Annotated in this window: 26 protein-coding genes; 22 read left to right on the top strand and 4 right to left on the bottom strand. The window is 67.5% G+C overall.

Annotated elements, in window-relative coordinates; all coding sequences use genetic code 11:
* Positions 1-11 precede the first annotated feature (11 nt).
* The 17 genes from BW41_RS01945 to BW41_RS02025 all read left to right on the top strand — a co-directional run bounded on the left by BW41_RS01945 (position 12) and on the right by BW41_RS02025 (position 16,892).
* Positions 12-1,223, top strand: coding sequence for an NADH-quinone oxidoreductase subunit D (locus tag BW41_RS01945; protein ID WP_037530924.1), 1,212 nt, complete (start codon positions 12-14; stop codon positions 1,221-1,223).
* Complete coding sequence (locus BW41_RS01950; RefSeq protein ID WP_037530709.1) at positions 1,220-1,447, top strand: hypothetical protein; 228 nt, start codon at positions 1,220-1,222, stop codon at positions 1,445-1,447. The genes BW41_RS01945 and BW41_RS01950 overlap by 4 nt, the downstream gene beginning before the upstream one ends.
* The gene (locus tag BW41_RS01955) at positions 1,447-2,115 is read left to right on the top strand and encodes a complex I 24 kDa subunit family protein (RefSeq protein WP_037530710.1); all 669 of its coding nucleotides are present in this window, start codon (positions 1,447-1,449) and stop codon (positions 2,113-2,115) included. Before BW41_RS01950 ends, BW41_RS01955 begins: the two co-directional genes overlap by 1 nt.
* Positions 2,112-2,342, top strand: coding sequence for a hypothetical protein (locus BW41_RS01960; protein ID WP_037530713.1), 231 nt, complete (start codon positions 2,112-2,114; stop codon positions 2,340-2,342). Before BW41_RS01955 ends, BW41_RS01960 begins: the two co-directional genes overlap by 4 nt.
* Positions 2,342-3,646, top strand: coding sequence for an NADH-quinone oxidoreductase subunit NuoF (nuoF, locus tag BW41_RS01965; protein ID WP_037530715.1), 1,305 nt, complete (start codon positions 2,342-2,344; stop codon positions 3,644-3,646). Before BW41_RS01960 ends, nuoF begins: the two co-directional genes overlap by 1 nt.
* Positions 3,646-5,649, top strand: coding sequence for an NADH-quinone oxidoreductase subunit NuoG (gene nuoG / locus BW41_RS01970; RefSeq protein WP_037530716.1), 2,004 nt, complete (start codon positions 3,646-3,648; stop codon positions 5,647-5,649). Before nuoF ends, nuoG begins: the two co-directional genes overlap by 1 nt.
* A gap of 26 nt (positions 5,650-5,675) precedes the next feature.
* Positions 5,676-6,701 carry an NADH-quinone oxidoreductase subunit NuoH gene (gene nuoH, locus BW41_RS01975; protein ID WP_152542065.1) on the top strand — a complete coding sequence of 342 codons (1,026 nt, stop codon included), beginning with the start codon at positions 5,676-5,678 and terminating at the stop codon, positions 6,699-6,701.
* A gap of 124 nt (positions 6,702-6,825) precedes the next feature.
* Positions 6,826-7,311: an NADH-quinone oxidoreductase subunit NuoI gene (gene nuoI, locus BW41_RS01980; protein ID WP_037530721.1), complete on the top strand. Its 486-nt coding sequence runs from the start codon at positions 6,826-6,828 to the stop codon at positions 7,309-7,311.
* Positions 7,312-7,354: 43 nt separating this feature from the next.
* Entirely contained in the window at positions 7,355-7,966 is a 612-nt protein-coding gene (locus tag BW41_RS01985; protein ID WP_037530722.1) for an NADH-quinone oxidoreductase subunit J, read from the top strand.
* The gene (nuoK, locus tag BW41_RS01990; RefSeq protein WP_037530725.1) at positions 7,963-8,271 is read left to right on the top strand and encodes an NADH-quinone oxidoreductase subunit NuoK; all 309 of its coding nucleotides are present in this window, start codon (positions 7,963-7,965) and stop codon (positions 8,269-8,271) included. The genes BW41_RS01985 and nuoK overlap by 4 nt, the downstream gene beginning before the upstream one ends.
* Before the next feature lie 6 nt (positions 8,272-8,277).
* A complete protein-coding gene (gene nuoL, locus BW41_RS01995; protein ID WP_037530728.1) occupies positions 8,278-10,413 on the top strand; it encodes an NADH-quinone oxidoreductase subunit L in 2,136 nt (711 codons plus the stop codon).
* Positions 10,410-11,939, top strand: a complete 1,530-nt coding sequence (locus tag BW41_RS02000) for an NADH-quinone oxidoreductase subunit M (protein WP_037530731.1) — start codon at positions 10,410-10,412, stop codon at positions 11,937-11,939. The genes nuoL and BW41_RS02000 overlap by 4 nt, the downstream gene beginning before the upstream one ends.
* Positions 11,939-13,393 (top strand): NADH-quinone oxidoreductase subunit NuoN, encoded by a 1,455-nt coding sequence (nuoN, locus tag BW41_RS02005; protein WP_037530734.1) that lies wholly within the window; start codon positions 11,939-11,941, stop codon positions 13,391-13,393. Before BW41_RS02000 ends, nuoN begins: the two co-directional genes overlap by 1 nt.
* Positions 13,390-14,106 carry a biotin--[acetyl-CoA-carboxylase] ligase gene (locus tag BW41_RS02010; protein WP_081792830.1) on the top strand — a complete coding sequence of 239 codons (717 nt, stop codon included), beginning with the start codon at positions 13,390-13,392 and terminating at the stop codon, positions 14,104-14,106. Before nuoN ends, BW41_RS02010 begins: the two co-directional genes overlap by 4 nt.
* Positions 14,107-14,108: 2 nt before the next feature.
* Entirely contained in the window at positions 14,109-14,891 is a 783-nt protein-coding gene (locus BW41_RS02015) for a type III pantothenate kinase (protein ID WP_037530737.1), read from the top strand.
* A gap of 54 nt (positions 14,892-14,945) precedes the next feature.
* Positions 14,946-16,601 (top strand): ribonuclease J, encoded by a 1,656-nt coding sequence (locus BW41_RS02020; RefSeq protein WP_037530739.1) that lies wholly within the window; start codon positions 14,946-14,948, stop codon positions 16,599-16,601.
* A 6-nt stretch (positions 16,602-16,607) separates the two neighbouring features.
* Complete coding sequence (locus tag BW41_RS02025; protein WP_037530741.1) at positions 16,608-16,892, top strand: DUF1467 family protein; 285 nt, start codon at positions 16,608-16,610, stop codon at positions 16,890-16,892.
* A gap of 203 nt (positions 16,893-17,095) precedes the next feature.
* On the opposite strand, the gene BW41_RS02030 is transcribed toward BW41_RS02025, so the two are convergent.
* On the bottom strand, positions 17,096-19,399 hold the full coding sequence (locus tag BW41_RS02030; RefSeq protein ID WP_037530744.1) for a hypothetical protein: 2,304 nt from the start codon (positions 19,397-19,399) through the stop codon (positions 17,096-17,098).
* A gap of 99 nt (positions 19,400-19,498) precedes the next feature.
* On the opposite strand from BW41_RS02030, the gene BW41_RS02035 reads away from it, so the two are divergent.
* The 4 genes from BW41_RS02035 to BW41_RS02050 all read left to right on the top strand — a co-directional run bounded on the left by BW41_RS02035 (position 19,499) and on the right by BW41_RS02050 (position 23,498).
* On the top strand, positions 19,499-19,789 hold the full coding sequence (locus tag BW41_RS02035; RefSeq protein WP_037530747.1) for a hypothetical protein: 291 nt from the start codon (positions 19,499-19,501) through the stop codon (positions 19,787-19,789).
* 66 nt (positions 19,790-19,855) lie between these two features.
* Entirely contained in the window at positions 19,856-21,037 is a 1,182-nt protein-coding gene (locus tag BW41_RS02040; RefSeq protein ID WP_037530749.1) for a hypothetical protein, read from the top strand.
* A gap of 35 nt (positions 21,038-21,072) precedes the next feature.
* The gene (locus tag BW41_RS02045) at positions 21,073-22,161 is read left to right on the top strand and encodes a hypothetical protein (protein ID WP_037530750.1); all 1,089 of its coding nucleotides are present in this window, start codon (positions 21,073-21,075) and stop codon (positions 22,159-22,161) included.
* Positions 22,158-23,498 (top strand): sensor histidine kinase, encoded by a 1,341-nt coding sequence (locus tag BW41_RS02050; RefSeq protein WP_037530752.1) that lies wholly within the window; start codon positions 22,158-22,160, stop codon positions 23,496-23,498. Before BW41_RS02045 ends, BW41_RS02050 begins: the two co-directional genes overlap by 4 nt.
* Before the next feature lie 2 nt (positions 23,499-23,500).
* Here BW41_RS02050 and BW41_RS02055 read toward each other — a convergent pair whose 3' ends face one another.
* The 3 genes from BW41_RS02055 to gltX are packed head-to-tail and all read right to left on the bottom strand — an operon-like array spanning position 23,501 to position 26,425.
* On the bottom strand, positions 23,501-23,704 hold the full coding sequence (locus BW41_RS02055) for a hypothetical protein (protein WP_037530755.1): 204 nt from the start codon (positions 23,702-23,704) through the stop codon (positions 23,501-23,503).
* Positions 23,704-24,987 (bottom strand): citrate synthase, encoded by a 1,284-nt coding sequence (locus BW41_RS02060; protein ID WP_037530757.1) that lies wholly within the window; start codon positions 24,985-24,987, stop codon positions 23,704-23,706. The genes BW41_RS02055 and BW41_RS02060 overlap by 1 nt, the downstream gene beginning before the upstream one ends.
* 16 nt (positions 24,988-25,003) lie before the next feature.
* A complete protein-coding gene (gene gltX, locus BW41_RS02065; protein ID WP_051583179.1) occupies positions 25,004-26,425 on the bottom strand; it encodes a glutamate--tRNA ligase in 1,422 nt (473 codons plus the stop codon).
* 26 nt (positions 26,426-26,451) lie between these two features.
* Here gltX and BW41_RS21430 point away from each other — a divergent pair.
* The coding region (locus tag BW41_RS21430) for a hypothetical protein (RefSeq protein ID WP_152542054.1) at positions 26,452-26,730 on the top strand (279 nt) is incomplete at its 3' end.

Genomic DNA, 26,730 nt, shown 5'->3' on the forward strand with positions numbered 1-26,730 from the left:
TCGACGAGCTGATGCACGTCACCAGCCCGGCGCATCCGACCGAGGGTGACGTCACGATCCAGAATTACACGATCAACTTCGGTCCCCAGCATCCGGCGGCGCATGGCGTGTTGCGGCTGGTGATGGAACTCGACGGCGAGATCATCGAGCGGATCGATCCGCACGTCGGCCTGCTCCATCGCGGCACCGAGAAGCTGATCGAATACAAGACCTACGCCCAGGCGATCCCCTATTTCGACCGGCTCGATTATTGCTCGCCCGCGTGCATGGAGCATACCTTCGTGCTCGCGATCGAGAAGCTGCTCGATATCGAGGTGCCGCTGCGCGCCCAGTATCTGCGCGTCTTCTTCGCCGAGCTGACCCGTATCTCGAACCACATGCTCAACCTCGGCAGCCACGTCATGGACGTCGGCGCGATGACGCCGAACCTGTGGATGTTCGAGATCCGCGAGGATTGCTACGGCTTCCTCGAGCGCGCCACCGGGGCACGGATGCATCACAATTACTTCCGGCCGGGCGGCGTCCATCAGGACGTGCCGCTCAAGCTGCTGACCGATATCGCCGACTGGCTCGACACGCGTCTGCCGCGGCTGTTCGAGGATGCGATCAGCCTCGTCGCGGACAACCGCATCTTCAAGCAGCGCAACGTCGATATCGCGACGGTCAGCCGCGAGGATGCGATTGCTTGGGGCTTCTCGGGCCCGATGATCCGCGCGGCGGGCATTCCGTGGGACCTGCGCAAGTCGCAGCCCTATGACGTCTACGACCGGATGGAGTTCGACGTTCCCGTCGGCACGCGCGGCGATTGCTACGATCGCTTCATGGTGCGCGTCGAGGAGGTTCGCCAATCGGCGCGGATCATGAAGCAGTGCCTGCGCGATATGCCCGAGGGCCCGATCGCCTCGACCGACCGCAAGGTCGTGCCGCCCAAGCGCGCCGAGATGAAGCAGTCGATGGAAGCGCTGATCCATCACTTCAAGCTCTACACCGAGGGCTATCACGTCCCCGCCGGCGAGGTCTATGTCGCGACCGAAAGCCCGAAGGGCGAGTTCGGCGTGTTCCTCGTCGCCGACGGCTCGAACAAGCCCTATCGCTGCAAGATCCGGCCGACCGCGTTCAGCCATCTGCAGGCGATGGATTTCATGAGCCGCGGTCATATGCTCGCGGATACGACCGCGATCCTGGGGGCGATGGATATCGTGTTCGGTGAGTGCGACCGGTGACGGAGAATGTCGAGAACCTGATATTGGAACGGCTGCGTCGTATCGACGACCGGCTGTCGAATATCGAGGGCGACATGCATGATGTGAAGTTGCGGATGACCGTCGTCGAGGAGCATATCGGCAATCTCGTTCTGTCGGTATCCGGATTGAATGCGCGAATGGACCGCTTCGATGAGCGGCTGACCCGTGTGGAGCGCCGCATGGAATTGCGGGGTGGAGAATAATGGCCGAAGCAGCACATATCCCCGACGAGGCTGAAACCCGCGCACGCTGGGGCAGCTTCGCCTGGACCGAAGAGAATCAGCGGAAGGCGAACGAGATTCTCGCGCGCTATCCCAAGGGGCGCGAGCAATCGGCGTCGATCCCGTTCCTCGATCTGGCGCAGCGCCAGGTCGGTGCGGAGACTCAGACGCAGGGCTGGCTGCCCGTGCCGGTGATCGAGTTCGTCGCGCGCCAGATCGGCGTGCCGTATATGCGCGTGTTCGAGGTCGCGACCTTCTACACGATGTTCAACCTGGCGCCGGTCGGCCGCTACCACGTGCAGGTCTGCGGGACGACGCCGTGCATGCTGCGCGGGTCGGACGATGTGCTCGCCGCGTGCAAGAACCGCGGGCTGGTCAAGGGCGGGACGACGCCGGACGGCATGTTCACGCTGACCGAGGTGGAATGCCTCGGCACGTGCGCCAATGCGCCGATGGTGCAGATCAACGACGACAATTACGAGGATCTGGATTACGACCGGACCGTCGCGGTGCTGGAAGCGCTCGCCAATGGCGAGACGCCCCGCACCGGATCGACGATCGGCCGCCAGACCAGCTGCCCCGAAGGTGGCCCGACGACGCTGACCGCGATGGTCGACGCCAACCACGATTATCGGAGTGAGTGGGCATGACCTTAGAGGATACCCGCTTTATCACCGAGATGCTGCGCGGCATTCGTGGCGACATGGCCGACGTGAAGGACCGGATCGTCAACATGGTGTTGCGGCAGACCGCGATGGAGCACCGCTTGCTCGGTATCGATACCCATTTGGCTGCCGTGCAGCAGGGTGTCGACGGCTTGTCGAGCGACATGCGCCGCGTCAAGCAGCGCCTTGACCTAGTGGACGGACACGCCTGATGCTTGCTGACAAGGACCGCATCTTCACCAACGTCTACGGGTTCCAGCCGTGGAACCTCGAGGCGGCGCTTAAGCGGGGCGACTGGGACAATACCAAGGCGCTGATGGCGCTCGGCCAGGACGCGATCATCGACGTGATCAAGGCGAGCGGGCTGCGCGGCCGTGGCGGCGCGGGCTTCCCGACCGGCACCAAATGGTCGTTCATGCCCAAGGAGCCCAAGCCCGACCGGCCGAACTTCCTCGTCATCAACGCCGACGAGTCCGAACCCGGTTCGTGCAAGGACCGCGAGATCATCCGTCACGATCCGCACAAGCTGATCGAGGGCGCGCTGATCGCGGGCTATGCGATGCGCGCGCGCGCCGCCTATATCTACATCCGCGGCGAATATATCCGCGAGGCGGAGACGCTGTTCGCGGCGGTCGCCGAAGCCTATGACAAGGGGCTGATCGGCAAGAACGCCAGCGGGTCGGGCTATGACTTCGACGTCTTCGTCCATCGCGGCGCCGGCGCCTATATCTGCGGCGAAGAGACCGCGATGCTCGAAAGCCTCGAAGGCAAGAAGGGCCAGCCGCGGCTCAAGCCGCCGTTCCCGGCGGGCGCCGGCCTCTATGGCTGCCCGACGACGGTCAACAACGTCGAGTCGATCGCGGTCGCGCCGACGATCCTGCGTCGCGGTGCGGCGTGGTTCTCGAGCTTCGGGCGCGAAAACAACAAGGGCACCAAGCTCTATCAGATCAGCGGCCATGTGAATAAGCCGTGCGTGGTCGAGGACGCGATGGGGCTGAGCTTCCGCGAGCTGATCGAGACGCATTGCGGCGGCATCCGCGGCGGCTGGGACAATCTGCTCGCGGTGATCCCGGGCGGCTCGTCGGTGCCGCTGGTGCCCGCCAAGGACATCATCGATGCGCCGATGGACTTCGACGGGCTGAAGGCGGTCGGTTCGGGCCTCGGCACCGCGGCGGTGATCGTCATGGACAAGTCGACCGACATCGTCCGCGCGATCAGTCGCATCTCCTATTTCTACAAGCATGAGAGCTGCGGCCAGTGCACGCCGTGCCGCGAGGGCACCGGCTGGATGTGGCGGGTGATGGAGCGGCTGCGCACCGGCGACGCCGACATCGCCGAGATCGACACGCTGCAGCAGGTCACCAAGCAGGTCGAGGGCCATACGATCTGCGCGCTCGGCGACGCCGCGGCCTGGCCGATCCAGGGTCTGATCCGTCACTTCCGGCCGGAGATCGAGCGCCGGATCATCGAACGTAGCGGTGGCGATCTCGCCCCGATGCAGGAAGCTGCCGAATAATGCCCAAGCTGAAAGTAGACGGGATCGAGGTCGAGGTGCCGCAGGGCGCGACGGTCCTCCAGGCGTGCGAAGCCGCGGGCAAGGAAATCCCGCGCTTCTGCTATCACGAGCGGCTGTCGATCGCCGGCAATTGCCGCATGTGCCTCGTCGAGGTGAAGCCGGGGCCGCCGAAGCCGCAGGCATCGTGCGCGCTGCCCGCCGCGGACAATCAGGAAGTGTTCACCACCACGCCGATGGTGAAGAACGCGCGCGAAGGCGTGATGGAATTCCTGCTGATCAACCATCCGCTCGACTGCCCGATCTGCGATCAGGGCGGCGAGTGCGATCTGCAGGACCAGTCGGTCGCTTATGGCAAGGGCCACAGCCGCTACACCGAGAACAAGCGCGCGGTGACCGAGAAATATATGGGTCCGATCGTCAAGACGATCATGACCCGCTGCATCCAGTGCACCCGCTGCGTCCGCTTCGCCGAAGAGGTCGCCGGGGTCGAGGAGATCGGCGCGATCTATCGCGGCGAGGACATGCAGATCACCTCCTATCTCGAACAGGCGGTGACCAGCGAGCTGAGCGGCAACGTCGTCGATCTGTGCCCGGTCGGCGCGCTGACCAGCAAGCCCTATGCCTATGAGGCGCGGCCCTGGGAGCTCAAGAAGACGCTGACGATCGACGTGCAGGATGCGGTCGGCACCAACATCCGCCTCGACAGCCGCGGCCGCCAGGTGCTGCGCTGCGTCCCGCGCATCAACGAGGACGTCAACGAGGAATGGGCACATGACAAGACGCGCCATCACGTCGACGGCCTGATCCGTCGCCGGCTGGATCGCCCCTATGTGCGGCGCGACGGCAAGCTCGCGCCGGTGAGCTGGGACGAAGCGTTCGCGGTGATCAAGGACCGTGTCGCGGCGGCTGGCTCGAACGTCGCCGCTGTCGCGGGCGATCTTGTCGACTGCGAGACGATGTATGCGGCCAAGGCGCTGCTCGCCAAGCTCGGCTCGACCAAGCTCGAAGGCCGGCAGACCGGCATGGCCTATGACACGTCGAGCCTCGCCGCGGTCAATTTCAACACGACGATCGCCGGGGTCGAACAGGCCGATGCGATCCTGCTCGTCGGCACCAATCTGCGCTGGGAAGCGCCGCTGGTGAACACGCGCATCCGCAAGGCGATCAAGAAGGGCGCCAAGGTCTTCGCGATCGGGCCCGAGACCGAGCTGACCTATAAGGTCGAATGGCTCGGCAGCGACCTGTCGCTGCTCGGCAACCTGCCCGAGGCGGTCGCGACGCTGTTCGGCGAGGCCAAGGCGCCGCTGATCATCGTCGGCGGGGCGGCGCTCAAGGGCGGCCATGGCGCGACGCTCGACTTCGCCAAGCGCTTCAACCTCGTGCGCGAGGGCTGGAACGGCTATAACGTCGTCCATATGGCGGCGAGCCGGATGGGCGGGCTGATGCTCGGCTATGCCCAGGCGGGCGGCATCGCCGACGTCACCGATGCGGCGGTGACCTTCTTCCTCGGCGCGGACGAGGTGGATTACACCAAGTTCGGCGGCTTCAAGGTCTATGTCGGCCACCACGGCGACGCCGGCGTGGATCATGCCGACGTCATCCTGCCGGGCGTGACCTATGCCGAGAAGTCGGGCACCTGGGTCAACACCGAGGGTCGGGTCCAGCGCGGCGAGCGCGCGGTGTTCGCACCGGGCGATGCGCGCGAGGATTGGACGATCTTCCGCGCCTTGTCCGAAGTGCTCGGGGCGACGCTGCCGTTCGACAGCCTTGCCGGCCTGCGCGAGGCGATGGCGACCGAGGTGCCGGCGCTGCGTCAGGTCAATACTTTGGTGGCGTTCGACTGGAACCCGCCGTCGCTCGACACGGCCGGGCAGGGCAGCCTGTCGGGCTATCCGATCAAGGATTTCTATCTGACCAATGCCATCTGCCGCGCATCACCGACGATGCAGCGCTGCTCGGCCGAACTGGTCCATGGCGAGACGTTCGCGGAGGCGGCGGAGTGACTGACTTCTTCAACACGACCGTCGGCATGTCCTACGGCTGGGCCTGGTTCGTCGCGACGATCATCGGGATCCTGGTCATCGCGCTGCCGCTGATGCTGGCGGTGGCGATGATCATCTACGCCGATCGCAAGATTTGGGCGGCGATGGCGCTGCGCCGCGGCCCGAACGTCGTCGGGCCGTTCGGCCTGCTCCAGTCGTTCGCCGACGGTCTCAAGGTTTTCCTGCAGGAAACGATCGTTCCGGCCGCGGCCAATCGCGGGCTGTTCCTGCTCGCGCCGATCATCACCTTCACGGTCGCGCTGATCGTCTGGGCTGTGGTGCCGTTCGGTGCGGGCGTGGTCCTCGCCGACATCAACGTCGGTCTGCTCTATGTGCTCGCCGCCTCGTCGCTCGGCGTCTATGGCGTGATCCTGTCGGGCTGGGCGTCGAACTCGAAATATCCCTTCTATTCGGCGCTGCGCGCCGCGGCGCAGATGGTCAGCTATGAAGTCGCGATCGGCTTCATCCTGATCTCGGTGGTGATGTGGGCGGGGACGTTCAATCTCAGCGGCATCGTCATGGCGCAGCAGAGCACGCTCAACCTCCACATCAACGCGTTCGGCATCAATCCTCTGCTGTTCCCGATGGCGGTGATGTTCTTCATCTCCAGCCTCGCGGAAACGCAGCGCGCGCCGTTCGATCTGACCGAGGCGGAGAGCGAGCTCGTCGCCGGCTATCAGACCGAATATAGCTCGATGAGTTTCGCGCTGTTCTGGCTCGGCGAATATGCCAACGTGCTGCTGATGTGCGCGCTCAACGCGACGCTGTTCTGGGGCGGCTGGCTGCCGCCGATCGACTGGGCGCCGCTCTATTACGTGCCGGGGATCATCTGGCTGTTCGCCAAGATGCTGTTCTTCTTCTTCGTGTTCAGCTGGGTCAAGGCGACGGTGCCGCGCTACCGCTACGACCAGCTGATGCGGCTGGGGTGGAAGGTGTTCCTGCCGCTGTCGCTGTTCTGGGTGTTCCTGGTGTCGGGCGTGCTGATGCTGATGCGCGTCCCGGTCGCGGGATGAGCCGCGCCAGCGAATGGATGACGGCCCGCGGCCTCAGGCCGCAGGCCTTGCGTGACCGGGCGCTTGCGGGCGTCGGGATCGGATTGATGGTCGTGTTGATCGACCGAATGATGGGATTGGGCTCTTGAGCGTCGGACAGATCATCAAGTCGTTCACCTTGTGGGAGTTCGTGAAAGCGCACGCCCTCACGCTGAAGTATTTCTTCAAGCCCAAGGCGACGATCAACTATCCCTATGAGCGCAACCCGGTGAGCCCGCGCTTCCGCGGCGAGCACGTGCTGCGTCGCTATCCGAATGGCGAGGAACGCTGCATCGCCTGCAAATTGTGCGAGGCGGTGTGCCCGGCGCAGGCGATCACGATCGAGGCCGAGCCGCGCGACGACGGCAGCCGCCGCACGACGCGCTACGATCTCGACATGACCAAGTGCATCTTCTGCGGCCTGTGCCAGGAAGCCTGCCCGGTCGATGCGATCGTCGAGGGGCCGAACCTCGAATATTCGACCGAGACGCGCGAGGAGCTGATCTACGACAAGGCCAAGCTGCTCGACAATGGCGATCGCTGGGAGCGGTCGATCGCGGCGAACCTTGCCGCCGATGCGCCATACCGTTAATGCGCGCCGCATTCGTTTTCGGGCTTAGGGGGCCGACCAAATCGTGATCCAGGCCATCGCCTTTTATCTCTTCGCGATCATCGTGATCGGTTCGGGAGCGATGACGATCTCGTCGCGCAATCCGGTCCATTCGGTGATGTGGCTGATCCTCGCCTTCTTCAATGCGGCGGGGCTGATGGTGCTCGTCGGCGCCGAGTTCATCGCGATGCTGCTCGTCATCGTCTATGTCGGTGCGGTCGCGGTGCTGTTCCTGTTCGTGGTGATGATGCTCGATATCGAGGTCGCGCAGCTGCGCGCCGGTATCGCGCGCTACGCCGCGCTCGGGCTGGCGCTCGCCGCCGGGCTGCTGATCGAGATCGTCATCGGCATCAAGGCGTGGAGCGCCGGCACCTTGCAGGTCAGCCGCCGCCTGGCGCCGACCGACACCGCGGTGCCCAACATCCAGGCGATGGGGCAGCTGCTCTACACGCGCTATCTGTTCGTGTTCGAGGCGGCGGGCTTCGTCCTGCTCGTCGCGATGATCGGCGCGATCGTGCTGACCCACCGCCAGCGTGGCGGCGTGCGCGGGCAGAATATCAGCCGCCAGAATGCGCGCCGTCCCGAGGATGCGACGCGCAACGTCCAGCCGCCGGTCGGCCAGGGGGTTCAACTGTGACTATCGGCCTTATCCATTATCTGGTCGTCGCCGCGATCCTGTTCACGATGGGCGTGCTCGGCATCTTCCTCAACCGGAAGAATCTGATCGTCATCCTGATGGCGATCGAGCTGATCCTGCTGGCGGTGAACCTCAACCTCGTCGCCTTCTCCGCCTATCTGCACGATCTGGTCGGCCAGATCTTCGCGATGTTCGTGCTGACCGTCGCTGCCGGCGAGGCGGCGATCGGGCTGGCGATCCTGGTGATCTATTTCCGTGGCCGCGGCACCATCGCGGTCGACGACGTCAATCGGATGAAGGGCTAAATACCGGTGCACTCCATCCTCCTCATCGTCTTCCTGCCGCTGCTCGCGGCGGTGGTCGCCGGGCTTGGCAACAAGGCGATCGGCTTCGTGCCGGCCAAGGCGATCACCACCGGCGCGCTGTTCGCCTCGTGCCTGCTGAGCTGGCCGATCTTCCTCGGCTTCCTCGCCGGCACCAACACGGCGACCGTCGTGCCGGTGCTGACCTGGATCGTCAGCGGCGACATGGCGGTCGACTGGTCGCTCCGCGTCGACCAGCTGACCGCGATCATGCTGGTGGTGATCACCAGCGTGTCGGCGCTCGTCCACCTCTATAGCTGGGGCTATATGAGCGAGGACCCGGATCAGCCGCGCTTCTTCGCCTATCTGTCGCTGTTCACCTTCGCGATGCTGATGCTCGTCACCGCGGACACGCTGGTGCAGATGTTCTTCGGCTGGGAAGGCGTCGGTCTCGCCAGCTATCTGCTGATCGGCTTCTGGTTCCGCAAGCCGAGCGCCAATGCCGCCGCGATCAAGGCGTTCGTCGTCAACCGCGTCGGCGATCTCGGCTTCATGCTCGGCATCTTCGGCACCTTCCTGGTGTTCGGCACCGTCTCGATCCCGGCGATCCTTGCCGCCGCGCCGACGATGGCCGGCTCGACGATCGGCTTCCTCGGCATGCGTGCCGATACGATGACGGTGCTCTGCCTGCTGCTGTTCGTCGGCGCGATGGGCAAGTCGGCGCAGCTCGGCCTGCACACCTGGCTGCCGGACGCGATGGAAGGCCCGACCCCGGTGTCGGCGCTGATCCATGCGGCGACGATGGTCACCGCGGGCGTGTTCATGGTGTGCCGCCTGTCGCCGATGTTCGAAATGTCGCCGACCGCGCTCCACGTCGTGATGGGCGTCGGTGCCGCGACCTGTCTGTTCGCCGCGACGGTGGGCATGGTGCAGACCGACATCAAGCGCGTCATCGCCTATTCGACCTGCTCGCAGCTCGGCTATATGTTCTTCGCCGCGGGCGTCGGGGCCTATGGCGCGGCGATGTTCCACCTGTTCACGCACGCCTTCTTCAAGGCCTTGCTGTTCCTCGGCGCCGGCTCGGTGATCCATGCGATGCACCATGAGCAGGACATGCGCTATTACGGCGGCCTGCGGAAAAGCATTCCGCTGACCTTCTGGGGCATGATGATGGGGACGCTGGCGATCACCGGCGTCGGCCTGCCGGCGCTGTTCGGCAATCCGCTCGCCATCGGCTTCGCCGGCTTCCACTCGAAGGACGCGATCATCGAGGCGAGCTGGGCGGCGGGCGAGCCCGGCGTCTGGTTCGTCGGCGTGCTCGTTGCGCTGATCACCAGCTTCTATTCGTGGCGGCTGATGTTCCTGACCTTCTGGGGCACGCCGCGCTGGGCCGCGTCCGAGCATATCCAGCATGCGCTGCACGACGCGCATGGCCATGGCCATGACGACCATGGGCACGACGCGCACGGACATGACTCGCATCATCCTGACGAGGCGCATGCCAATCCGGCGCAGGCCGAGGACAGCGGCGATCGCCCGTCGGTGCACGGCGCGTCGCAGCAGGAGCTGCCCGCCGGCACCGGCGGCTATCATCCGCACGAAAGCCCGTGGCCGATGCTGGTGCCACTGGTCATCCTGTCGATCGGCGCGATCGCGGCCGGCTTCGTCTTCCACGGCTATTTCATCGAGCCGAGCGCGGGCGAGAGCTTCTGGAAAGGCGACATCGCCTTCCGTGAGCATCTGATGCATGCGATGCACGAGGTGCCGGTGCCGGTGAAGCTGTCGGCGACGATCGCGATGCTGATCGGACTGGCGACGGCCTGGTATGCCTATATCAAGGCGCCGAGCTTCCCGGCGGCGGTGGCGGACCAGTTCCGCATCCTCTACCGCTTCCTCGTTCACAAATATTACTTCGACGAACTCTATCACCTGCTCTTCGTCCGTCCCGCCTTCGCCATCGGCCGTCTGCTGTGGCACCGCGGTGACGAGCAGACGATCGACCGGTTCGGGCCGAACGGCTCGGCCTGGGTGGTGCAGCTCTCCAGCCGGCTCGCGGGCCGGCTCCAGAACGGATATGTCTATACTTATGCCTTCGTCATGCTGATCGGTCTCACCGCCGTCGTCACCTGGGCGATCGCACAATGAGCGGGCTGCCCATCCTCTCGATCATGCTGCTGATCCCCGCGGTTGCGGCGATCGCCTGCCTGTTCGTCCCCGCCGCGACCGCGCGCCTGCTTGCGCTCGCCGCCACCTTCGTCGATCTTGCGCTCGGCATCCTGCTGTGGGCGAATTACGATATCGGCGGCGCGCAATGGCAGTTCGTCGAGCACGGGCCGTCGTTCGGCTTCTTCCGCTGGGACCTTGGCATCGACGGCTTCGCGCTGATGCTGATCATGCTCAGCGTCTTCCTGATGCCGATCTGCATCGGGGCGAGCTGGCGGTCGGTGACCAACCGCGTGCCGGAATATATGGCCGCGTTCCTGCTCACCGAAACGCTGATGATCGGCACCTTCGCGGCGCAGGACCTGTTCCTCTTCTACCTGTTCTTCGAAGCCGGCCTGATCCCGATGTATCTGATCATCGGCATCTGGGGCGGGGTGAACCGGATCTACGCCTCCTACAAGTTCTTCCTCTACACGCTGCTCGGCTCGCTGCTGATGCTCGTCGCGATGCTCTACATGGCGCAGACCGCGGGCACGTCGAGCATCCCGGCGTTGCAGACCTTCGACTTCCCGGCGCACGTCCAGACGTGGCTGTGGCTCGCCTTCTTCGCCTCCTTCGCGGTGAAGATGCCGATGTGGCCGGTCCACACCTGGCTGCCCGATGCGCACGTGCAGGCGCCGACCGCGGGATCGGTGATCCTGGCGGGCGTGCTGCTCAAGCTCGGCGGCTATGGCTTCCTGCGCTTCAGCCTGCCGATGTTTCCCGAGGCATCGGGCCAGCTGACCTGGCTGATCTTCGGCCTGTCGGCGGTGGCGGTGATCTACACCAGCCTCGTCGCGCTGGTGCAGTCGGACATGAAGAAGCTGATCGCCTATTCTTCGGTCGCGCATATGGCGATCGTCACGATCGGCCTGTTCGCCTTCAACCGGCAGGGGATTGAGGGCGCGATGATCATGATGCTCAGCCACGGGCTGGTGTCGGGCGCGCTGTTCCTGTGCGTCGGCGTGATCTACGACCGGCTGCATACCCGCGAGATCAGCCGCTATGGCGGTCTGGCGATCAACATGCCGCGCTATGCGCTGTTCTTCCTGTTCTTCACCATGGCGTCGATCGGCCTGCCGGGAACCAGCGGCTTCGTCGCCGAATTCCTGTCGCTGATGGGCACCTATCAGGTGTCGACCTGGATCGCCTTGCTGTGCACGACGAGCATCATCCTCGGCGCGGCCTATATGCTCTACCTCTACCGCCGTGTCGTCTTCGGCGAGCTCAAGTCCGACGACACGCGTGCGATGGAGGATCTGTCGCACCGGGAATTGTGGCTGCTCGCGCCGATCGCCGCGGTCGCTCTGTGGATGGGCGTCTATCCCGAGAGCTTCATGGCGCCGATGCGCAAGGATGTCGGTGTGCTGCTCGCCCGCATCGATCGCGCGGCGCCCCCGTCCGACTCCCAGCCGACTGCCGGCAAGCCCCTCGCCGCCGCGCCGGCCGCCCACGGAATGACCCACTGATGGATTACGCCGCCAATCTCGCCATGACCCTGCCCGAGCTGATCCTCGGGGCGGGGGCGATCATCCTGATGCTGGTCGCCGCCTGGGGCGGCCCGGCGTCGACGCGCGCCATCTCCTGGGCCGCGGTCGCGATCCTCGCCGGCGCCTGCCTCGCGCTGATCGGCCCGGCCAGTTACGGCGGGGCGGCCTTCGACGGCCTCTACCGCGCCGATGCCTTCGCCGCTTTCGCCAAGGTGCTGATCTTCATCGCAGCGGCGGTCGGGATCATCATGGCGCCGGACTTTTTCGAGCGCACGCACGGCGACGATCTGCGCCCCGAATATCCGGTCCTGATTTTGCTTTCCGCCGCCGGCATGGGCCTGATGGTCTCGGCCAGCGACATGCTGACGCTGTACGTCGGCCTCGAATTGCAGAGCCTTGCCGCTTATGTGCTGGCGAGCTTCATGCGTCGCGACACGCGGTCGGCGGAGGCGGGCCTCAAATATTTCGTGCTCGGCGCGCTGGCGAGCGGCATCCTGCTCTACGGCATCAGCCTCGTCTACGGCTTCTCGGGGACGACGTTGTTCAGCGGCATCGCCGCCGCTTACGCCGGGCCGCAGTCGCTCGGGCTGCTGTTCGGACTGGTGTTCGTCTTCGCCGGTATCGCGTTCAAGATCTCGGCGGTGCCGTTTCATATGTGGACGCCCGACGTCTACGAAGGCGCGCCGACCCCGGTCACCGCCTTCTTCGCCTCGGCGCCCAAGGTGGCGGCGATGGGCCTCGCGGTCCGCGTCGCGGTCGAGGCAATGGGTCCGGCGACCGATCAGTGGCGCCAGATCGTCATCTTCGCCGCGCTCGCCTCGATCGTACTCGGCGCGGTGGCGGCGATCGGCCAGACCAACATCAAGCGTCTGCTCGCCTATTCGTCGATCAACAACGTCGGCTTCGCGCTCGTCGGCCTCGCCGCGGGAACGCCCGAGGGTGTCTCGGGCGTGCTGATCTACATGACCATCTATATCGCGATGACGCTCGGCTCGTTCCTGATCGTGTTGCAGATGCGCGGCGAGGACGGTCAGCCGATTGAGAGCATCGCGGCGCTCTCCGGCATGTCGCGGACTCGCCCGGGTCTCGCCGCGGCGCTGGCGATCTTCATGTTCAGCCTCGCCGGCATCCCGCCGCTGTTCGGCTTCTACGCCAAGTTCGCGGTGTTCGATGCGGCGGTGCGCGCCGGACTGTTCCCGCTCGCGGTGGTCGGTATCGCCGCCTCGACGATCGGTGCTTATTATTATCTGCGCGTCGTCAAGACGATGTACTTTGACGAGCCGGCCCCGGCGTTCGTCAAGGGCAACAGCCCGATCGAGGGCGGTCTGATCGCGCTGACCGCCGCGTTCGTGTCGCCGCTCGGCTATCTCGCCATCCCGCTGCTCGGCGGCTGGACGATGAGTGCGGCGCACGCGCTGTTCCCGGCGATTTGACGATCCGCACGGTCGCCGCCACCGGCTCGACCAACGCCGATATGCTCCTCCTCGCGCGTGACGGCGCGGCGGAGGGGCTCTGGCTCCGCGCCGACCGGCAGACGGACGGCAAGGGGCGGCTCGGTCGGGCCTGGGTGTCGGAGCCGGGCAATCTCTATGCCAGCACGCTCGTCCGGCTCAGCCACGACGATCCGCCGCCGGCGACGCTCGCGCTGGTCGCCGCGGTCGCGCTGCACGAGGCGGTCGGTGCGGTCCTGCCCGCCGGCGGTCCGGCCGCGACGCTGAAATGGCCCAATGACCTGCTGATCGGCGAGGCCAAGCTGTCGGGCATCCTGCTCGAACGCAGCGGCGATGCGGTCGTCGTCGGCATCGGGGTCAATCTCGCGCATCACCCCGATCTTGCCGATCGCCCGACCACCAGCCTGGGGGCGCAGGGCGCGCCGGTTGCCGCGGCCGTCTTCGCCGAGGAGCTGGCGGAGATCTTCGCGCGATGGCTCGCGATCTGGCGGGGGCAGGGGATGGCGCCGGTCCGTGATGGCTGGCTGGCGGCGGCGCATCCGGTCGGCACGCCGCTCCACGTCCGGCTGCCCGACGGCAGCAGCCGCGACGGGCTGTTCGCGGGGCTTGAGGCGGATGGCGCGCTGATCCTCCACTTGGCCTCGGGCGAACGGCATGTCATTCACGCCGCCGACGTATCTGTCCTGAAGGATTAGCGATGCTGCTCGCGGTGGATGCCGGCAACACCAATGTCGTCTTCGCGCTGGTCGAGGGGCGAACGATCAAGGCGCGCTGGCGCATCGCCACCGATCCGCGCCGCACCGCCGACGAATATGCCGTCTGGCTCAGCCAGTTGCTCGCGCTCGAAGGCTATGAACGCAGCGCGATCGAGGCGGTGATCATCGCCACCGTCGTGCCGCGCGCGCTGCACAATCTGCAGGTGCTCGCGCAGAAATATTTCGGCAGCGAGGCGCTGATCGCCGGCCGCGCGCCGGTGCCGTGGAGCATGGCGATCGACGTCGACGAGCCGCAGAGCCTCGGCGCCGATCGCGCAGTCAATACGATCGCGGCGCATGCGCTGCATGACGGCGACCTGATCGTCATCGACTTCGGCACCGCGACGACCTTCGATTCGAGCGACTATGCCGGCACCTACAAGGGCGGGATCATCGCGCCGGGGATCAACCTGTCGCTCGACGCGCTGGTCAGCGCCGCCGCGAAACTGCCGCGGATCGCGATCGAGGCGCCGCGCGGCAACGGCAGCGTGATCGGCCGCAACACCGTCGATCAGATGAACATCGGCATCTATTGGGGCTATATCGCGATGATCGAGGGGCTGGTGGCGCGGATGAAGGCGGAGATCGGGCGACCGGTCAAAGTCATCGCCACCGGCGGCCTCGCCACCCTGTTCGAACAACATACCGACGTATTCGACGTCATCGAGCCCGACCTGACGATCCAGGGGCTGGCGATCATGTACCAAAACGCCCATATTGCCTGAGACGCGCTCGCGCCAATCTTCGGCCCGCCGGGCGACACTCTTTGAAAGACCTAAATGACTCCCAAGACCAACGAACTTCTCTTCTGTGCCCTGGGCGGCTCCGGCGAGATCGGCATGAACGTCAATCTTTACGGCCATGCCGGCAAATGGCTGATGGTCGATTGCGGCGTGACCTTCGCCGATGCCGCCTATCCGGGGATCGACATCGTCCTGCCCGACCTGTCCTTCATCGAGGATCGCCTGGGCGACCTCGTCGGCATCGTGCTGACCCATGGTCATGAGGACCATATCGGCGCCTTGCCCTATCTCGCGGAAGACCTCGGCGTGCCGCTCTATGCGACGCCGTTCACCGCCGGGCTGATCCGTGGCAAGCTGGAGGAAGAGGGCAACGCCCATCGCGTCAAGCTGCGCGTCATCCAGCCCGCCAAGGACGGCGGCATCGCCGGCGTGCAGATCGGGCCGTTCGGCGTCAGCTTCATCGAATTGTCGCATTCCATCCCCGAGCCCAATGCATTGGTCATCGAGACCAAGGCGGGCCGCGTCTTCCACACCGGCGACTGGAAGCTCGATCCGACGCCGGTGATCGGCAAGCCGACCAGCCCGGCGCAGCTGACCCGCATCGGCGATGCCGGCGTCGACGTGCTGGTGTGCGATTCGACCAACGTCTTCAACGCCGAGGCTTCGGGGTCGGAAGCGTCGGTGCGGGTCGGCCTCGCCGAGCAGATCGGCCGGGCCAAGGGGCGGGTGCTCGTCACGACCTTCGCCTCGAACGCGGCGCGGCTGCATACCTTGGGTGAGGTTGCCAAGGAGACGGGGCGCAAACTGTGCGTCACCGGCCGCTCGCTCGACCGGATCCTCAAGGTGGCGCGCGCGACCGGCTATCTCGGCGACTTCCCCGAGACGGTCGATCCCGAGACGGCGATGCGCCTGCCCAAGAACAAGGTGCTGATCGTCGCCACCGGCGGTCAGGGCGAACCGCGCGCGGCGCTCGCCCGCGTCGCCGACGGATCGCATACGATCAAGCTCGATTTCGGCGATACGGTGATCTTCTCGTCGAAGCAGATCCCCGGCAATGAGGTCGCGATCGGCAAGATCCAGAATACGCTGGCCGCCAAGGGCGTGGTGATGATCACCGAGCGTCAGGCGCACGTCCACGTCTCGGGCCACCCCGGCCGCCCCGAACTGTTGCAGATGTACAAGTGGATCCGGCCGGAGGTGCTGGTGCCGGTGCATGGCGAGATGCGCCATATGATGGAACATGCCCGCTTCGCGCTGAGCGAGGGCGTGCCGCAGTCGATCGTGCAGAGCGACGGCGACATCCTGCGGCTGCTGCCCGGCAAGGTCGAGAAGATCGGCAATGCCGGAGTCGGCCGGCTGGTGCTCGACGGTGACGTCATCCTTCCGGCGGACGGTTCGACGATCAACGAGCGGCGCCGGCTTGCGATCAACGGCCAGATCTCGGTCGCGGTCGCGATCGGTCGTGACGGGCGCGCGCTCGGTCGCCCGCAGATCCGCGTCCAGGGCGTGCCGGTCGAAGAGGATCGCGCCGCCTTCGTCGAGGATGCCGCCGAGGCGGCGGCCGAGGCGATGAAGGGCCAGAAGCGCGAGATCGATCGCCGCCGCGAGGATATCCGCCTGGCGGTGCGCCGCGTCGCGACGCGCTGGACCGGCAAGAAGCCGGTCGTCGACGTGCTGATCGTCGAGGCCTGATCCCCGATGCGCTGGACGTCGATGCTCGCGATCTACGTCCTGTTCTGGGCGTTCTCGGTCTTCCTGGTGCTGCCCTGGGGCGTGCGCACCACGCAGGAGGCCGGCGGCGATTATGTCGCCGGCCAGGCCGAGAGCGCGCCGCACGAGTTCCGGCTCGGCCGGCTGGCGGTGCGCGTGACGATCGTCGCGACGCTATTGTTCGCGCTGTTCGCCGCCAATTATCACTACGGCTGGGTGACGCCGGCGATGCTCGACCTGTTCGATCGCGCCGCCGTCTACAACGCAGCCTGACCGGCCGGTTCGGGCAACCGTACCGCAAGAGGCCGCTGCGGTCTCCCTCAGTGCTCCTGCGCACGCAGGAGCCCAGGGCCTCAGGGGCGATCAGTCGGTGTTCACCCTGACCCAAGGTCCTGCTTGCGCAGGAACACGGCGAGCGCGAGCGACGGTACCCACGCTCACGAAGCTGTCACTCCGATGGATGCCCGGCCGGGCGGCTAGCGCAGCCGCTCGATCGCCTGCGCCAGCGCGACGTATAATTTGCCCATATCCGACGACAGCAACGTCACGCTCAGCGGCGATCCATCGCGCTGGGCAAGCACAGTGCGCAACATGCCCTCAAAGTCGTGGATGTAGCGGTTGACCGCATCGCGGAACGCCGCATCGTCGTCGTAGAGCTGCGCGATCTCGCGCGCGTCGCCGGGTTCGAGCACCCGCACCGCGCGGCGGGTGAAGACACCGCGGTCGCCCTTGAGATAGGCCGCCCAGGCGCTGTCGGTGATATCGGGGGCGAAGGCCTTGGTGATGTCGATCGACGCCGAGTTGAGCGATTCGATCAGCGCCGAGGCACGCCGCGCGAAGGTGTCGTGCTGGGCCTCCTCGCGTTCGGCGCGGGCCTCCTCGATCCGCGCCTCGACCAGCGCGCCCTGTTCGAGGATTTGGCGAACCTGCGCGGAGAGGCGCTCGGTCGCGCGCGTCGCGGCGGCGACGGCGTTTTCCGTGGCGTCGGTGATCGCCTGCACCTGGCGGGCGACGGTGTCGCCGGTGGCGCGGCGCAGGGCCGCGGTGCCCGCTTCCTCCCATTGCGCCGCCGCATCGGGAATGACCGCGGCGAGCGTCTCGCGCGCCTTGTCGGCGGCGACCGTCGCCGTCTCGCGCACGCGCAGCAGCGCATCGACCAGCCGCGGCGCGGCATCGTCGGCGAACCGGTGGGTGCGCTCGATCGTCTCGTCGACCATCATGCCGAGCGCATCCGCCTTGGCGCGCCCTTCGCCGAGCGTCTGGAGCAGGCTGCCCGACAGGCGTTCGAGCGTGCTGCTCTGTTCGGCGACGACATCGGCGATCGCGGCGATCGCCTCGTGCGTACTCTCCGCGGCGGTGACCAGGGCGAGCAGTTCGGGTTTGGCGGCGACGACGACCTGCTTGCTCGCCAGCACCTTGGCGTCGAGCCGCGACAGCGCCTCGGGCAGGGTCTCGTCGATCTCGCGCGCCGCGGCGTCAAGCGCGATCAGCAGGGATTCGGTGGTGGCGATCGTCCGGGTCGCCATCGTGTCGCCGCTGCGCAACGCCTCGGTCATTGCATCGGCCGAACCGCCGAGCGCGCTGATCGACGCGGCGAGCATCTGCGATCGATCGACGCCCTGGCTGTGCAGGCGATCGAGCCGGCCCTCGACCGCGCCGATGTCGGCGTCGAGACCGGCGAGCAACGTCTCGCTCGCCTTGCGCTGATCGGTGAGGCGCAGCGACACCCGGTCGATGACGTCCTCGATGCCGCCGATCCGCTCGGCGAGCACATCGACGCTGTCACGCGCCGCGATATCGAGCGCGGCCTGGTTGGCGCGCAGCATCGCAAGCATCGCATCGCCCTGCGCGGCGATGACCTTGCGCGCCTCGTCGACCGCATCGGCGGTACGGCCGAGCAGCGCGTCAACCTCGCCCGACATCGTCGCGGTCACGCTTTCGAGCCGGGCGCCGGCGGTCTCGCTGGTCGCCTCCATCCGGGCGAGATGCGCGGCGAGCTTCTGCGCGGCATTGCCGGTGACGAGGTCGGCCTCGCGGCCCCGTTCGGCGAGTGCGGCAAGTTGCGCGGTGAGCGCGGCGGCATGTTCGCTCGCGGCGAGGCCGGTGTCGTCGAGCAGGTGCTGGACGTCGGCCACCTCCGCCTGCGCGCGCGGCAGTGAGGCGAGCAGCACGCCGAGGCTCTGCTGCGCATCGGCCGCTGCCTGCGACAGCGCATAGGCATGAGCCTCCGCCTGGTCGATCTGTTGCGCCATGCCGCGGCTGACCGTGGTGAGCCGTTCGCTCGCCGTGTCGCCCATCGTGCGCAGCGTGTCGATCTGGTCGGCGAGCTGGCGGCGGTTGCCGTCGAGCGCTTGCGCCACCTGGGCGACCGCGCGTTCGAGGCTCGCCGCCTCCGCCCGCATCGCCGCGGCGGTGGCGCCGAAGCGGCGCGCCTCGCGCCGGCTGGTGCGCTGCACCAGCAGATAGCCGACGCCGAGCAGCATCGGCACCACCGCCAGCGCGGCGATCAGCTCGATCAGGGCGACCGGCGGCAGCGTCGGCAGCTGGTCGCGCGCCAGCCAGAGCATGCCGACGACCCAGGCGAGGGCGACAAGGCCGAGCAACGCCGGCACCAGCCAGCCGATTCGTACCGGCGCGGGGTCGGCGACCGGATCGGCCCACGGCGCCGCCGGCTCGCCCCATGCGGCGGTGTTTTCCGCCGGATATCCGTCGGCGAGATCGAGTTCATCCGCGGCGTGGGCGTCGCCGGTGGCGCTGTTCGCCCGCATGTCGATGATCATGGAACCCCCGTTCTTCGACGGCGAACCTACCCGTCTTCGCCTTGCTCATAAAGCAAAACCGCAACACTTGGTTAAGCTGTCGACTGCTACACGCCGGGAATGGCTTATGATCCGGGCGCGATCGATGCGGCTTTGGCCGCGGCAGTGGGGGACGAACCGGCGCTGATCGCCGAGTTGCGCATGGCGTTCGTCGACAGCGCGGAGCGGGCGCTCGTCGCGCTCGAGGCCGCCGCCGACGAAGAGGCGTGGCGCACCGCCGCGGCGCGGCTCAAGGGGCTGGCGGCGAGCTTCGGGGCGGTGCGGCTGATGGCACTGGCCGGCGAGGCGGCCGACGCGCCGCAGGACGCCGCGATCCTTGCCCGGCTCCAGCGGTCGGTCAGCCGGCTGTAGCCGATCGGCGCGACAAAGCGCGCTCTGCTCTAGGCAGCGGCGGCATCACCGCCTAACAGCGGCCGGATGCTCGCCGGCCTCCTCTTCGCCATGCATGACGCCGACGATCGGCCCGCGATGCTCACCGCGACGCTGCCGTTCGGCGGCGTGACGCTGATCGAATATCAGGCGCGATTGCTGATCGCGGCGGGCGCATCGCAGATCGTCATCCTCGTCGCGCGGCTCACCCCCGAATTGCTCGGCGCGATCAGCCGCATCGGCAAGCGCGGCGTCGCGGTCGATCCGGTGCGCAGCGCCGCGGAAGCGGCGGAGAAGCTGCACCCGCTCGCACGCGTGGTGATGCTCGCCGACGGCCTCACCACCACGGCGGCGACGCTGGCGACGCTGACGCGCGACGGCGGCGACGCACTGCTGGTGATGCCCGAGGAGCAGGCGACGATGGGCTATGAGCGCGTCGGCAGCGGCATGGTCTGGGCGGGGGTGGCGCGGCTCGATCCGCGGCGGCTCGCCGAACTGGCGGTGATGCCGCGCGATTATGACGTCCAGTCGACGCTGGTGCGGCTCGCGTCGCAGGCGCGGGCGGTGCATCTGCTGCTGCCGCCGGAGGCGGTGCGCGGCGGCCATGGCGTCGGCCATTCGGCGCAGGCGCTGGAGGCGCGAGGGCGGATCGTGCTCGCGGCGATGATCTCGGGACGCAGCGGCTGGTTCGAGCGGTTCGTCACCGCGCCCCTCGGCCGCGCCGTCATTCCGCTGATCGTGCCGCGGACCGTCTCGGCGGTGGTCGCCGCGGCGGGGGCGGGGCTGATCGGCCTGTGCGGGCTGGCGCTGGTCGCCTTCGACCATCCGGGGCCGGGGCTGCTGCTGGCGCTGCTCGGCACGCTCGGCGTCGCCTTGGCCGAGATGCTCGCCGATCTGCGCGACGAGCGGTCGCATGCACGCTGGATCGGCATCGTCGCGCAGGCGATCCCGGCGATCGCCGTCCTGCTCCACGGTCGCGCGATCAGCGAGGCGCGGGCGGATGGCGCACCCGAGCTGCTCGCGGTCGGGCTCGTGCTGCTCGCCGCGCTCGGTGAACGCGCGCTGGGCGCCGCGCCGCGGCGGCCCTGGTGGGGCAGTCCGCCGGCCTATCTGCTGCTCGCCTGGCTCGGCGCCTTCGTCTCCGCGCCGGTCGTCGGGCTCGGTGCCGCCACCCTCTATGCCGCCGCGACGCTGACCGCCGCAATCGAACGATTGCGTTGGCAGCCTTAGCGCTGTTTTAATGATAGGGCGCTAGCGTCCAAGCCATGGCGGTCGGACCGGAACAGGAGCGGGACGTGCTCGGCACCCGTATTGAAGCAAGCCACCGGCTCGCCGCACGGGCCGACGCGCGCCTGACGGGGGCGATCGCCGATATCTTCCTGCCCGACGACGCCCGGCTCGACGAGCGCACGCGGCTTGCGCTGCGCCGCGTGCTCGACGGCGTGATCGCGGCGATCGAGGCGGAGATCCGTCGGCACGCGGCGCGTATCCTCTCCGGCCGGGGCGCGGCGGATCACGCCGACCAGTTGCTCAATGCGCAGGCTACGGTCGCCGGGCGGCTGACGCAGGCGGGCGTGCTGCGCGACCGGCTGCTCATCGACGAATTGCTGTCGCAGGTGCGATGCGACCTGATCGCCGAACGTCTGTCGCCGACCGAGGCGACGCCCGACCAGGCGAGCCTGCTGGTGCGGCTGACCGATGTCGACGACGGCGTCGTCGCCGCGGCGGCGCGCGCGCTGCTTTCGGCGGAGACGCGGCGGCGGGCGGCGGCCGAACAGGGCGGCGTGCCCGGCGGCATCCTCCCCGCCGAGCGACATCACCAGCTCGTCTGGTGGGTCGCCGCGGCGATCCGCGACGGGCTCGGCACCGGCGACGGCCTTGCCGATCGCGCGATCATCGAGGCGGCGCAACGCAACCTCGCCGCGCATGACGAGGGGCAGCGGCCCGAGGCCGCCGCGGTGCGGCTGGCGGCGGCGATCGACGCGCGTCCGCACGAGATCGGCGATCTGCTGGTCGAGACGCTGGGCGACCGGCGGTTGCTCCTGTTCATCGCCGTGCTCGCCCGCGCGGTCGATCTCGATTTCGAAGCGGCGCGGACGATCGTGCTCGAACCCGAGGGCGACCGGCTGTGGCTGGCGCTGCGCGTCGCGGAGACCGACCGGCAGACGATCGCCCGGATCGCGCTGATGCTGGCCGATGCCGATCCCCGGCGCGATATCGAGGCCTTCGCCGACGATCTCGACGCGATCGTCGCGGTGCCGGCGGAGGGTGCGCGTGCGGCGCTGGCGCCGCTGTCGCTGCACCACGACATGCGTCTCGCTCTGGCGGCGCTGGCGCGGGGCGATGCACGATGAGGGTCGATGCCATTCCCGACGTGCCGCTCAGCCATGCGACGCTCGATGCCGATGGTCGATTGCTCGCCGCCGATCCGGCGCTGATCGCGCTCAACGATCAGGCGGGCGGCGCGATCGGCGCGACCCTCGCGGTGCCGCAGCTCGCCGGCATCGTCCGATTGGCGATGCGGCTCGGCATCCTCGTCTCGCGCGCGGTCACCGTCGCCGATCAGGATGCCGATCTCGAACTCTGGGTGCGCGTCCAGCCCGAAGGCGACGGCCTGCGCATGGCGGTGAGCGGCTGGCGCGGGCTGCGGCCGCAGCCGGTGACGCAGCGGCCGATCGCGAGCGTGATCGAAGAGGGCGCGCTGTCGTGGGAGACCGACGCCGGATTGCGGCTGACGTTCGTCGCGATCGATCCCGCCCGGCGGCTCGGCTGCGATGCGCTGGCGCTGCTCGGCCAGCCGCTGACCAGTCTGTTCACGCTCGACGCGACCGAAAGCGGGGCGCTGCCGATCCTCGAAGCGGTGGCGCGCCGGCGGCCGTTCGACGAGCAGCGCGCGCGGCTGCGTCAGGGCGACATGCGGATGGTGCTGACCGCGACGGTCAAGGAAGATGCCGGCGGCGCGTTCGCCGGACTAGCCGGCGTGGCGCGGGTCGCCGAGGCGCCCGCCAGCGCGCCGGCGCCGGTGTCGCCCGACTTCACCGATGGCCTCGACCGGGCGCTGCGCGCACCGCTCGCCAAGATCATCGCGCATGCCGATACCATCCATGCCGAGGCGGAGGGGCCGATGCAGCCGGATTATGTCGGCTATGCCACGGATATCGCCAATGCCGGACGGCATCTGCTCGGGCTGGTCGACGATCTGGTCGATATGCAGGCGATCGAGCGGCCCGATTTCACGCTTGAGACCGACGGCATCGATCTCGCCGACGTGGCGCGCCGCGCCGCGGGACTGCTGTCGGTGCGCGCCGCCAATGCCGGGGTGGCGATCGCGCGGCCGATGCCCGACCTGCATCTGCCGGTGAGCGGCGACTTCCGGCGGGCGCTGCAGATCATGGTCAATCTGATCGGCAATGCGCTGCGCTACTCGCCCGAGGGCGGCGTGGTCAGCGTCACGGTCAACCGCGTCGGCGATCGCGCCGAGGCGGTGGTGACGGATCAGGGCAAGGGCATCGCGGCGGAGGATCAGGCGCGCATCTTCGACAAGTTCGAACGCGTCGACCCGAGCGAGGCGGGCGGCAACGGCCTCGGCCTCTATATCGCGCGGCGTCTGGCGCGGGCGATGGGCGGGGATCTGTCGGTGGAAAGCGCCCCCGGCAGGGGCGCCAGCTTCACCCTGTCGCTGCCGGCCTGACGCTAGCGGCGCAACCGGCGCGCGACGAGGATGAGCAGCAGCCCGGCGACCGCGAGCACGACGCCACGGTCGGCCCACGGCCGCTGATCGAGCATGAAGCTCGACTCGGGCCAATGGATATAGCCAAGGCCCTGGCCGATCCACAGCATCCCCATCAGCGCCATCAGCGCGCCGACGGAGAGCAGGACCGGCCGGGCGCGGCGCATCAGCGCTGGCCTACCGGGACGTAGCTACGCTGCGTCGGGCCGGTGTAGAGCTGGCGCGGACGGCCGATCTTCTGGTCGGGATCGGTGATCATCTCGTTCCATTGCGCCACCCAGCCGACGGTGCGGGCGAGCGCGAACAGCACGGTGAACATCGAGGTCGGGAAGCCGATCGCCGACAGGATGACGCCCGAGTAGAAGTCGACGTTCGGGAACAGCTTCTTCTCGATGAAATAATCATCGCTGAGCGCCAGTTCCTCGAGCCGCAGCGCGGTGTCGAACAGCGGATCGTTGACCTTGAGCGCGTCGAACACCTCGCGCACCGTCTTCTGCATCACGGTCGCACGCGGATCGTAGTTCTTGTAGACGCGATGACCGAAGCCCATCAGGCGGAACGGATCGTTCTTGTCCTTGGCGCGGGCGATGAATTCGGGGATGCGGTCGGGCGTGCCGATCTCGCGCAGCATGTTGAGCGCCGCCTCGTTGGCGCCGCCATGCGCCGGACCCCACAGGCAGGCGATGCCCGCCGCCATGCAGGCGAAGGGATTGGCGCCCGACGAGCCGGCGAGCCGCACCGTCGAGGTCGAGGCATTCTGCTCGTGATCGGCGTGGAGGATGAAGATCCGGTCCATCGCCTTTTCGACCGCCGGATTGACCTCATAGGGCTCGGCCGGCACGCCGAACGTCATGCGCAGGAAGTTGCCGGTGTAGCTCAGCGAATTGTCCGGGTAGAGGAACGGCTGCCCGACGCTGTACTTATACGCCATCGCCGCGATCGTCGGCATCTTGGCGATCAGACGGTGGCTGGCGATCGTGCGCTGCACCGGATCGTGGATGTCGGTCGAATCGTGGTAGAAGGCCGACAGCGCACCGACGACGCCGCACAGGATCGCCATCGGGTGGGCGTCGCGACGGAAGCCGCGGAAGAAGGTGGCGAGCTGTTCGTGCACCATCGTGTGGCGCGAGATCGTGTGCTCGAACTGCGACAGCTCGTCCGCCGCCGGCAGCTCGCCGTTGAGCAGCAGATAGGCGACTTCCATGAAGCTCGACTGTTCCGCCAGCTCGCCGATCGGATAGCCGCGGTGCAGCAGCACGCCTTCGTCACCGTCGATATAGGTCAGCTTCGACTGGCACGACGCCGTCGAGGTGAAGCCGGGATCGTAGGTGAAGTCGCCCGTCTGCGCATAGAATTTGCGGATGTCGACGACATCGGGTCCGACCGTACCGGACATGACCGGGTAGTCGAAATCCTTACCGTCCACGGAAACTTTGGCGGCGTCGGTCATGTGGTTGTCCTTCCTATCAGACTGCCATTCGGTCCGCGATCCGGCCGAGGCTTTCCTCTTTGCCGAGAAGCGCGAGTACGTCGAAGATGCCGGGCGATGTCTTGCGTCCGGTGAGAGCGGCGCGGAGCGGCTGGGCGACCTGGCCGAGCTTGACGCCCCGTGCCTCGGCGACCTGCCGTACCGCTGCTTCGGTTGCCTCCTGATCCCACTGCTGCACCGCGTCAAGCGCAGCGTGCAGTGCAGCGAGCAGCGTCGGCGCGTCACCGGCAAGCAGGTCCGAAGCTGCCTGATCGAGGTCGAGCGGACGCTGCGCGAACAGGAAGCGCGCGCCTTCGCTCAGCTCGTTGAGATTGGCCGCGCGCGCCTTCAGGACCGGCATCGCGCGGGTCAGCAGGTCGATATCGTCATAGCCGCCGATCGGCGCGATCAGCGCGGCGAGCCGCGCGTCGTCCGCGGCGCGGATATAATGACCGTTGAGGTTCTCGAGCTTCTTGAGGTCGAATCGTGACGGGCTCTTGCCGACGCCGCCGAGGTCGAACCATTCGGTCGCCTGGTCGCGGCTGATGATCTCGTCATCGCCATGACCCCAGCCGAGCCGCAGCAGGTAATTGTCGAACGCTTCCGGCAGGATGCCGAGCTCGTCGCGATAGGCCTCGATCCCGACCGCGCCGTGGCGCTTGGACAGTTTGGCGCCGTCGGTGCCGTGGATCAGCGGGATATGCGCATAGATCGGTTCGGGCCAGCCGTTGGCGCGGTAGATCGGCAGCTGGCGGAAGGCGTTGTTGAGGTGGTCGTCGCCCCGGATGACGTGCGTCACCCCCATGTCGTGATCGTCGACGACGACCGCGAGCATATAGGTCGGCGTCCCGTCCGAGCGCAGCAGGATGAGATCGTCGAGTTCGGCATTTTGCACCGTCACCGATCCCTGGACGCGATCCTCGATCGTCGTCGCACCGTCGCGCGGCGCCTTGAGCCGGACGACGAAGGGCGCGTCGGCGGGCGCGGTCGCCGGATCGGCGTCGCGCCACGGGCTGCGGATGCGCAGCGGCGTCTTGGCGGCCTGCGCCGCGGCGCGCTGCGCGGCGATCTCGTCGGCGGTCATGTAGCAGCGATAGGCATGGCCGGTTGCGACCATCTGATGCGCGACCTCGGCATGGCGATCGGCGCGGGCGAACTGGAAGACGGCGTCACCATCCCAGTCGATGCCGAGCCAGCGCAGTCCGCCGAGGATCGCGTCGATCGCCGGCTGGGTCGACCGCGCCCGATCGGTATCCTCGATGCGCAGCAGGAAGCGGCCGCCGTGATGCCGCGCGTACAGCCAGTTGAACAGGGCGGTACGCGCGCCGCCCAAATGCAGATAGCCGGTCGGCGACGGCGCGAACCGCGTCACGACCTCGGTCGGCTGGTGATGGGCGTGGCGATCGATCGTGGCGCTCAACAGCGCATGCTCCCGGGGTTTGAGACGTGACGGCCAGGGCGGCCGAGGCGCGCCGTAGCACGCGGATCATGCCCCTTCAAATGCCGCGGCGTCCCGTTCGGTTACAGCTCGGTATCGAAGAATGGCTGGAGGCTGAACGCGATACGCTGATCCTCTGGCTGCCGGTGAGTTTTGGTGGCGGCATCGCCGCCTGGTTCGTGCTGCCCGATCCGGCGAGCTGGACCGCCATGCTGTTGCTCTGCGTCGCGACGCGCTGGGCCCGCCACCAAATCGATGCCAGCCCCGCCGTCGTCGCGGTGCAGGGA

This window comes from Sphingomonas sp. RIT328 (assembly GCF_000632225.1).
In the GTDB taxonomy this organism is placed as follows: Bacteria; Pseudomonadota; Alphaproteobacteria; order Sphingomonadales; family Sphingomonadaceae; genus Sphingomonas; species Sphingomonas kyungheensis.

Bases quoted from the DNA above. Each gene is read 5' to 3' on its own strand.
- BW41_RS01945 (WP_037530924.1), top strand. From the start codon at position 12: ATGCACGTCACCAGCCCGGCGCATCCGACCGAGGGTGACGTCACGATC.
- BW41_RS01955 (WP_037530710.1), top strand. From the start codon at position 1,447: ATGGCCGAAGCAGCACATATCCCCGACGAGGCTGAAACCCGCGCACGC.
- BW41_RS01960 (WP_037530713.1), top strand. From the start codon at position 2,112: ATGACCTTAGAGGATACCCGCTTTATCACCGAGATGCTGCGCGGCATT.
- nuoF (WP_037530715.1), top strand. From the start codon at position 2,342: ATGCTTGCTGACAAGGACCGCATCTTCACCAACGTCTACGGGTTCCAG.
- nuoG (WP_037530716.1), top strand. From the start codon at position 3,646: ATGCCCAAGCTGAAAGTAGACGGGATCGAGGTCGAGGTGCCGCAGGGC.
- nuoH (WP_152542065.1), top strand. From the start codon at position 5,676: ATGTCCTACGGCTGGGCCTGGTTCGTCGCGACGATCATCGGGATCCTG.
- BW41_RS02000 (WP_037530731.1), top strand. From the start codon at position 10,410: ATGAGCGGGCTGCCCATCCTCTCGATCATGCTGCTGATCCCCGCGGTT.
- nuoN (WP_037530734.1), top strand. From the start codon at position 11,939: ATGGATTACGCCGCCAATCTCGCCATGACCCTGCCCGAGCTGATCCTC.
- BW41_RS02015 (WP_037530737.1), top strand. From the start codon at position 14,109: ATGCTGCTCGCGGTGGATGCCGGCAACACCAATGTCGTCTTCGCGCTG.
- BW41_RS02020 (WP_037530739.1), top strand. From the start codon at position 14,946: ATGACTCCCAAGACCAACGAACTTCTCTTCTGTGCCCTGGGCGGCTCC.
- BW41_RS02025 (WP_037530741.1), top strand. From the start codon at position 16,608: ATGCGCTGGACGTCGATGCTCGCGATCTACGTCCTGTTCTGGGCGTTC.
- BW41_RS02030 (WP_037530744.1), bottom strand. From the start codon at position 19,399: ATGATCATCGACATGCGGGCGAACAGCGCCACCGGCGACGCCCACGCC.
- BW41_RS02035 (WP_037530747.1), top strand. From the start codon at position 19,499: ATGGCTTATGATCCGGGCGCGATCGATGCGGCTTTGGCCGCGGCAGTG.
- BW41_RS02040 (WP_037530749.1), top strand. From the start codon at position 19,856: ATGCTCGCCGGCCTCCTCTTCGCCATGCATGACGCCGACGATCGGCCC.
- BW41_RS02045 (WP_037530750.1), top strand. From the start codon at position 21,073: ATGGCGGTCGGACCGGAACAGGAGCGGGACGTGCTCGGCACCCGTATT.
- BW41_RS02050 (WP_037530752.1), top strand. From the start codon at position 22,158: ATGAGGGTCGATGCCATTCCCGACGTGCCGCTCAGCCATGCGACGCTC.
- BW41_RS02055 (WP_037530755.1), bottom strand. From the start codon at position 23,704: ATGCGCCGCGCCCGGCCGGTCCTGCTCTCCGTCGGCGCGCTGATGGCG.
- BW41_RS02060 (WP_037530757.1), bottom strand. From the start codon at position 24,987: ATGACCGACGCCGCCAAAGTTTCCGTGGACGGTAAGGATTTCGACTAC.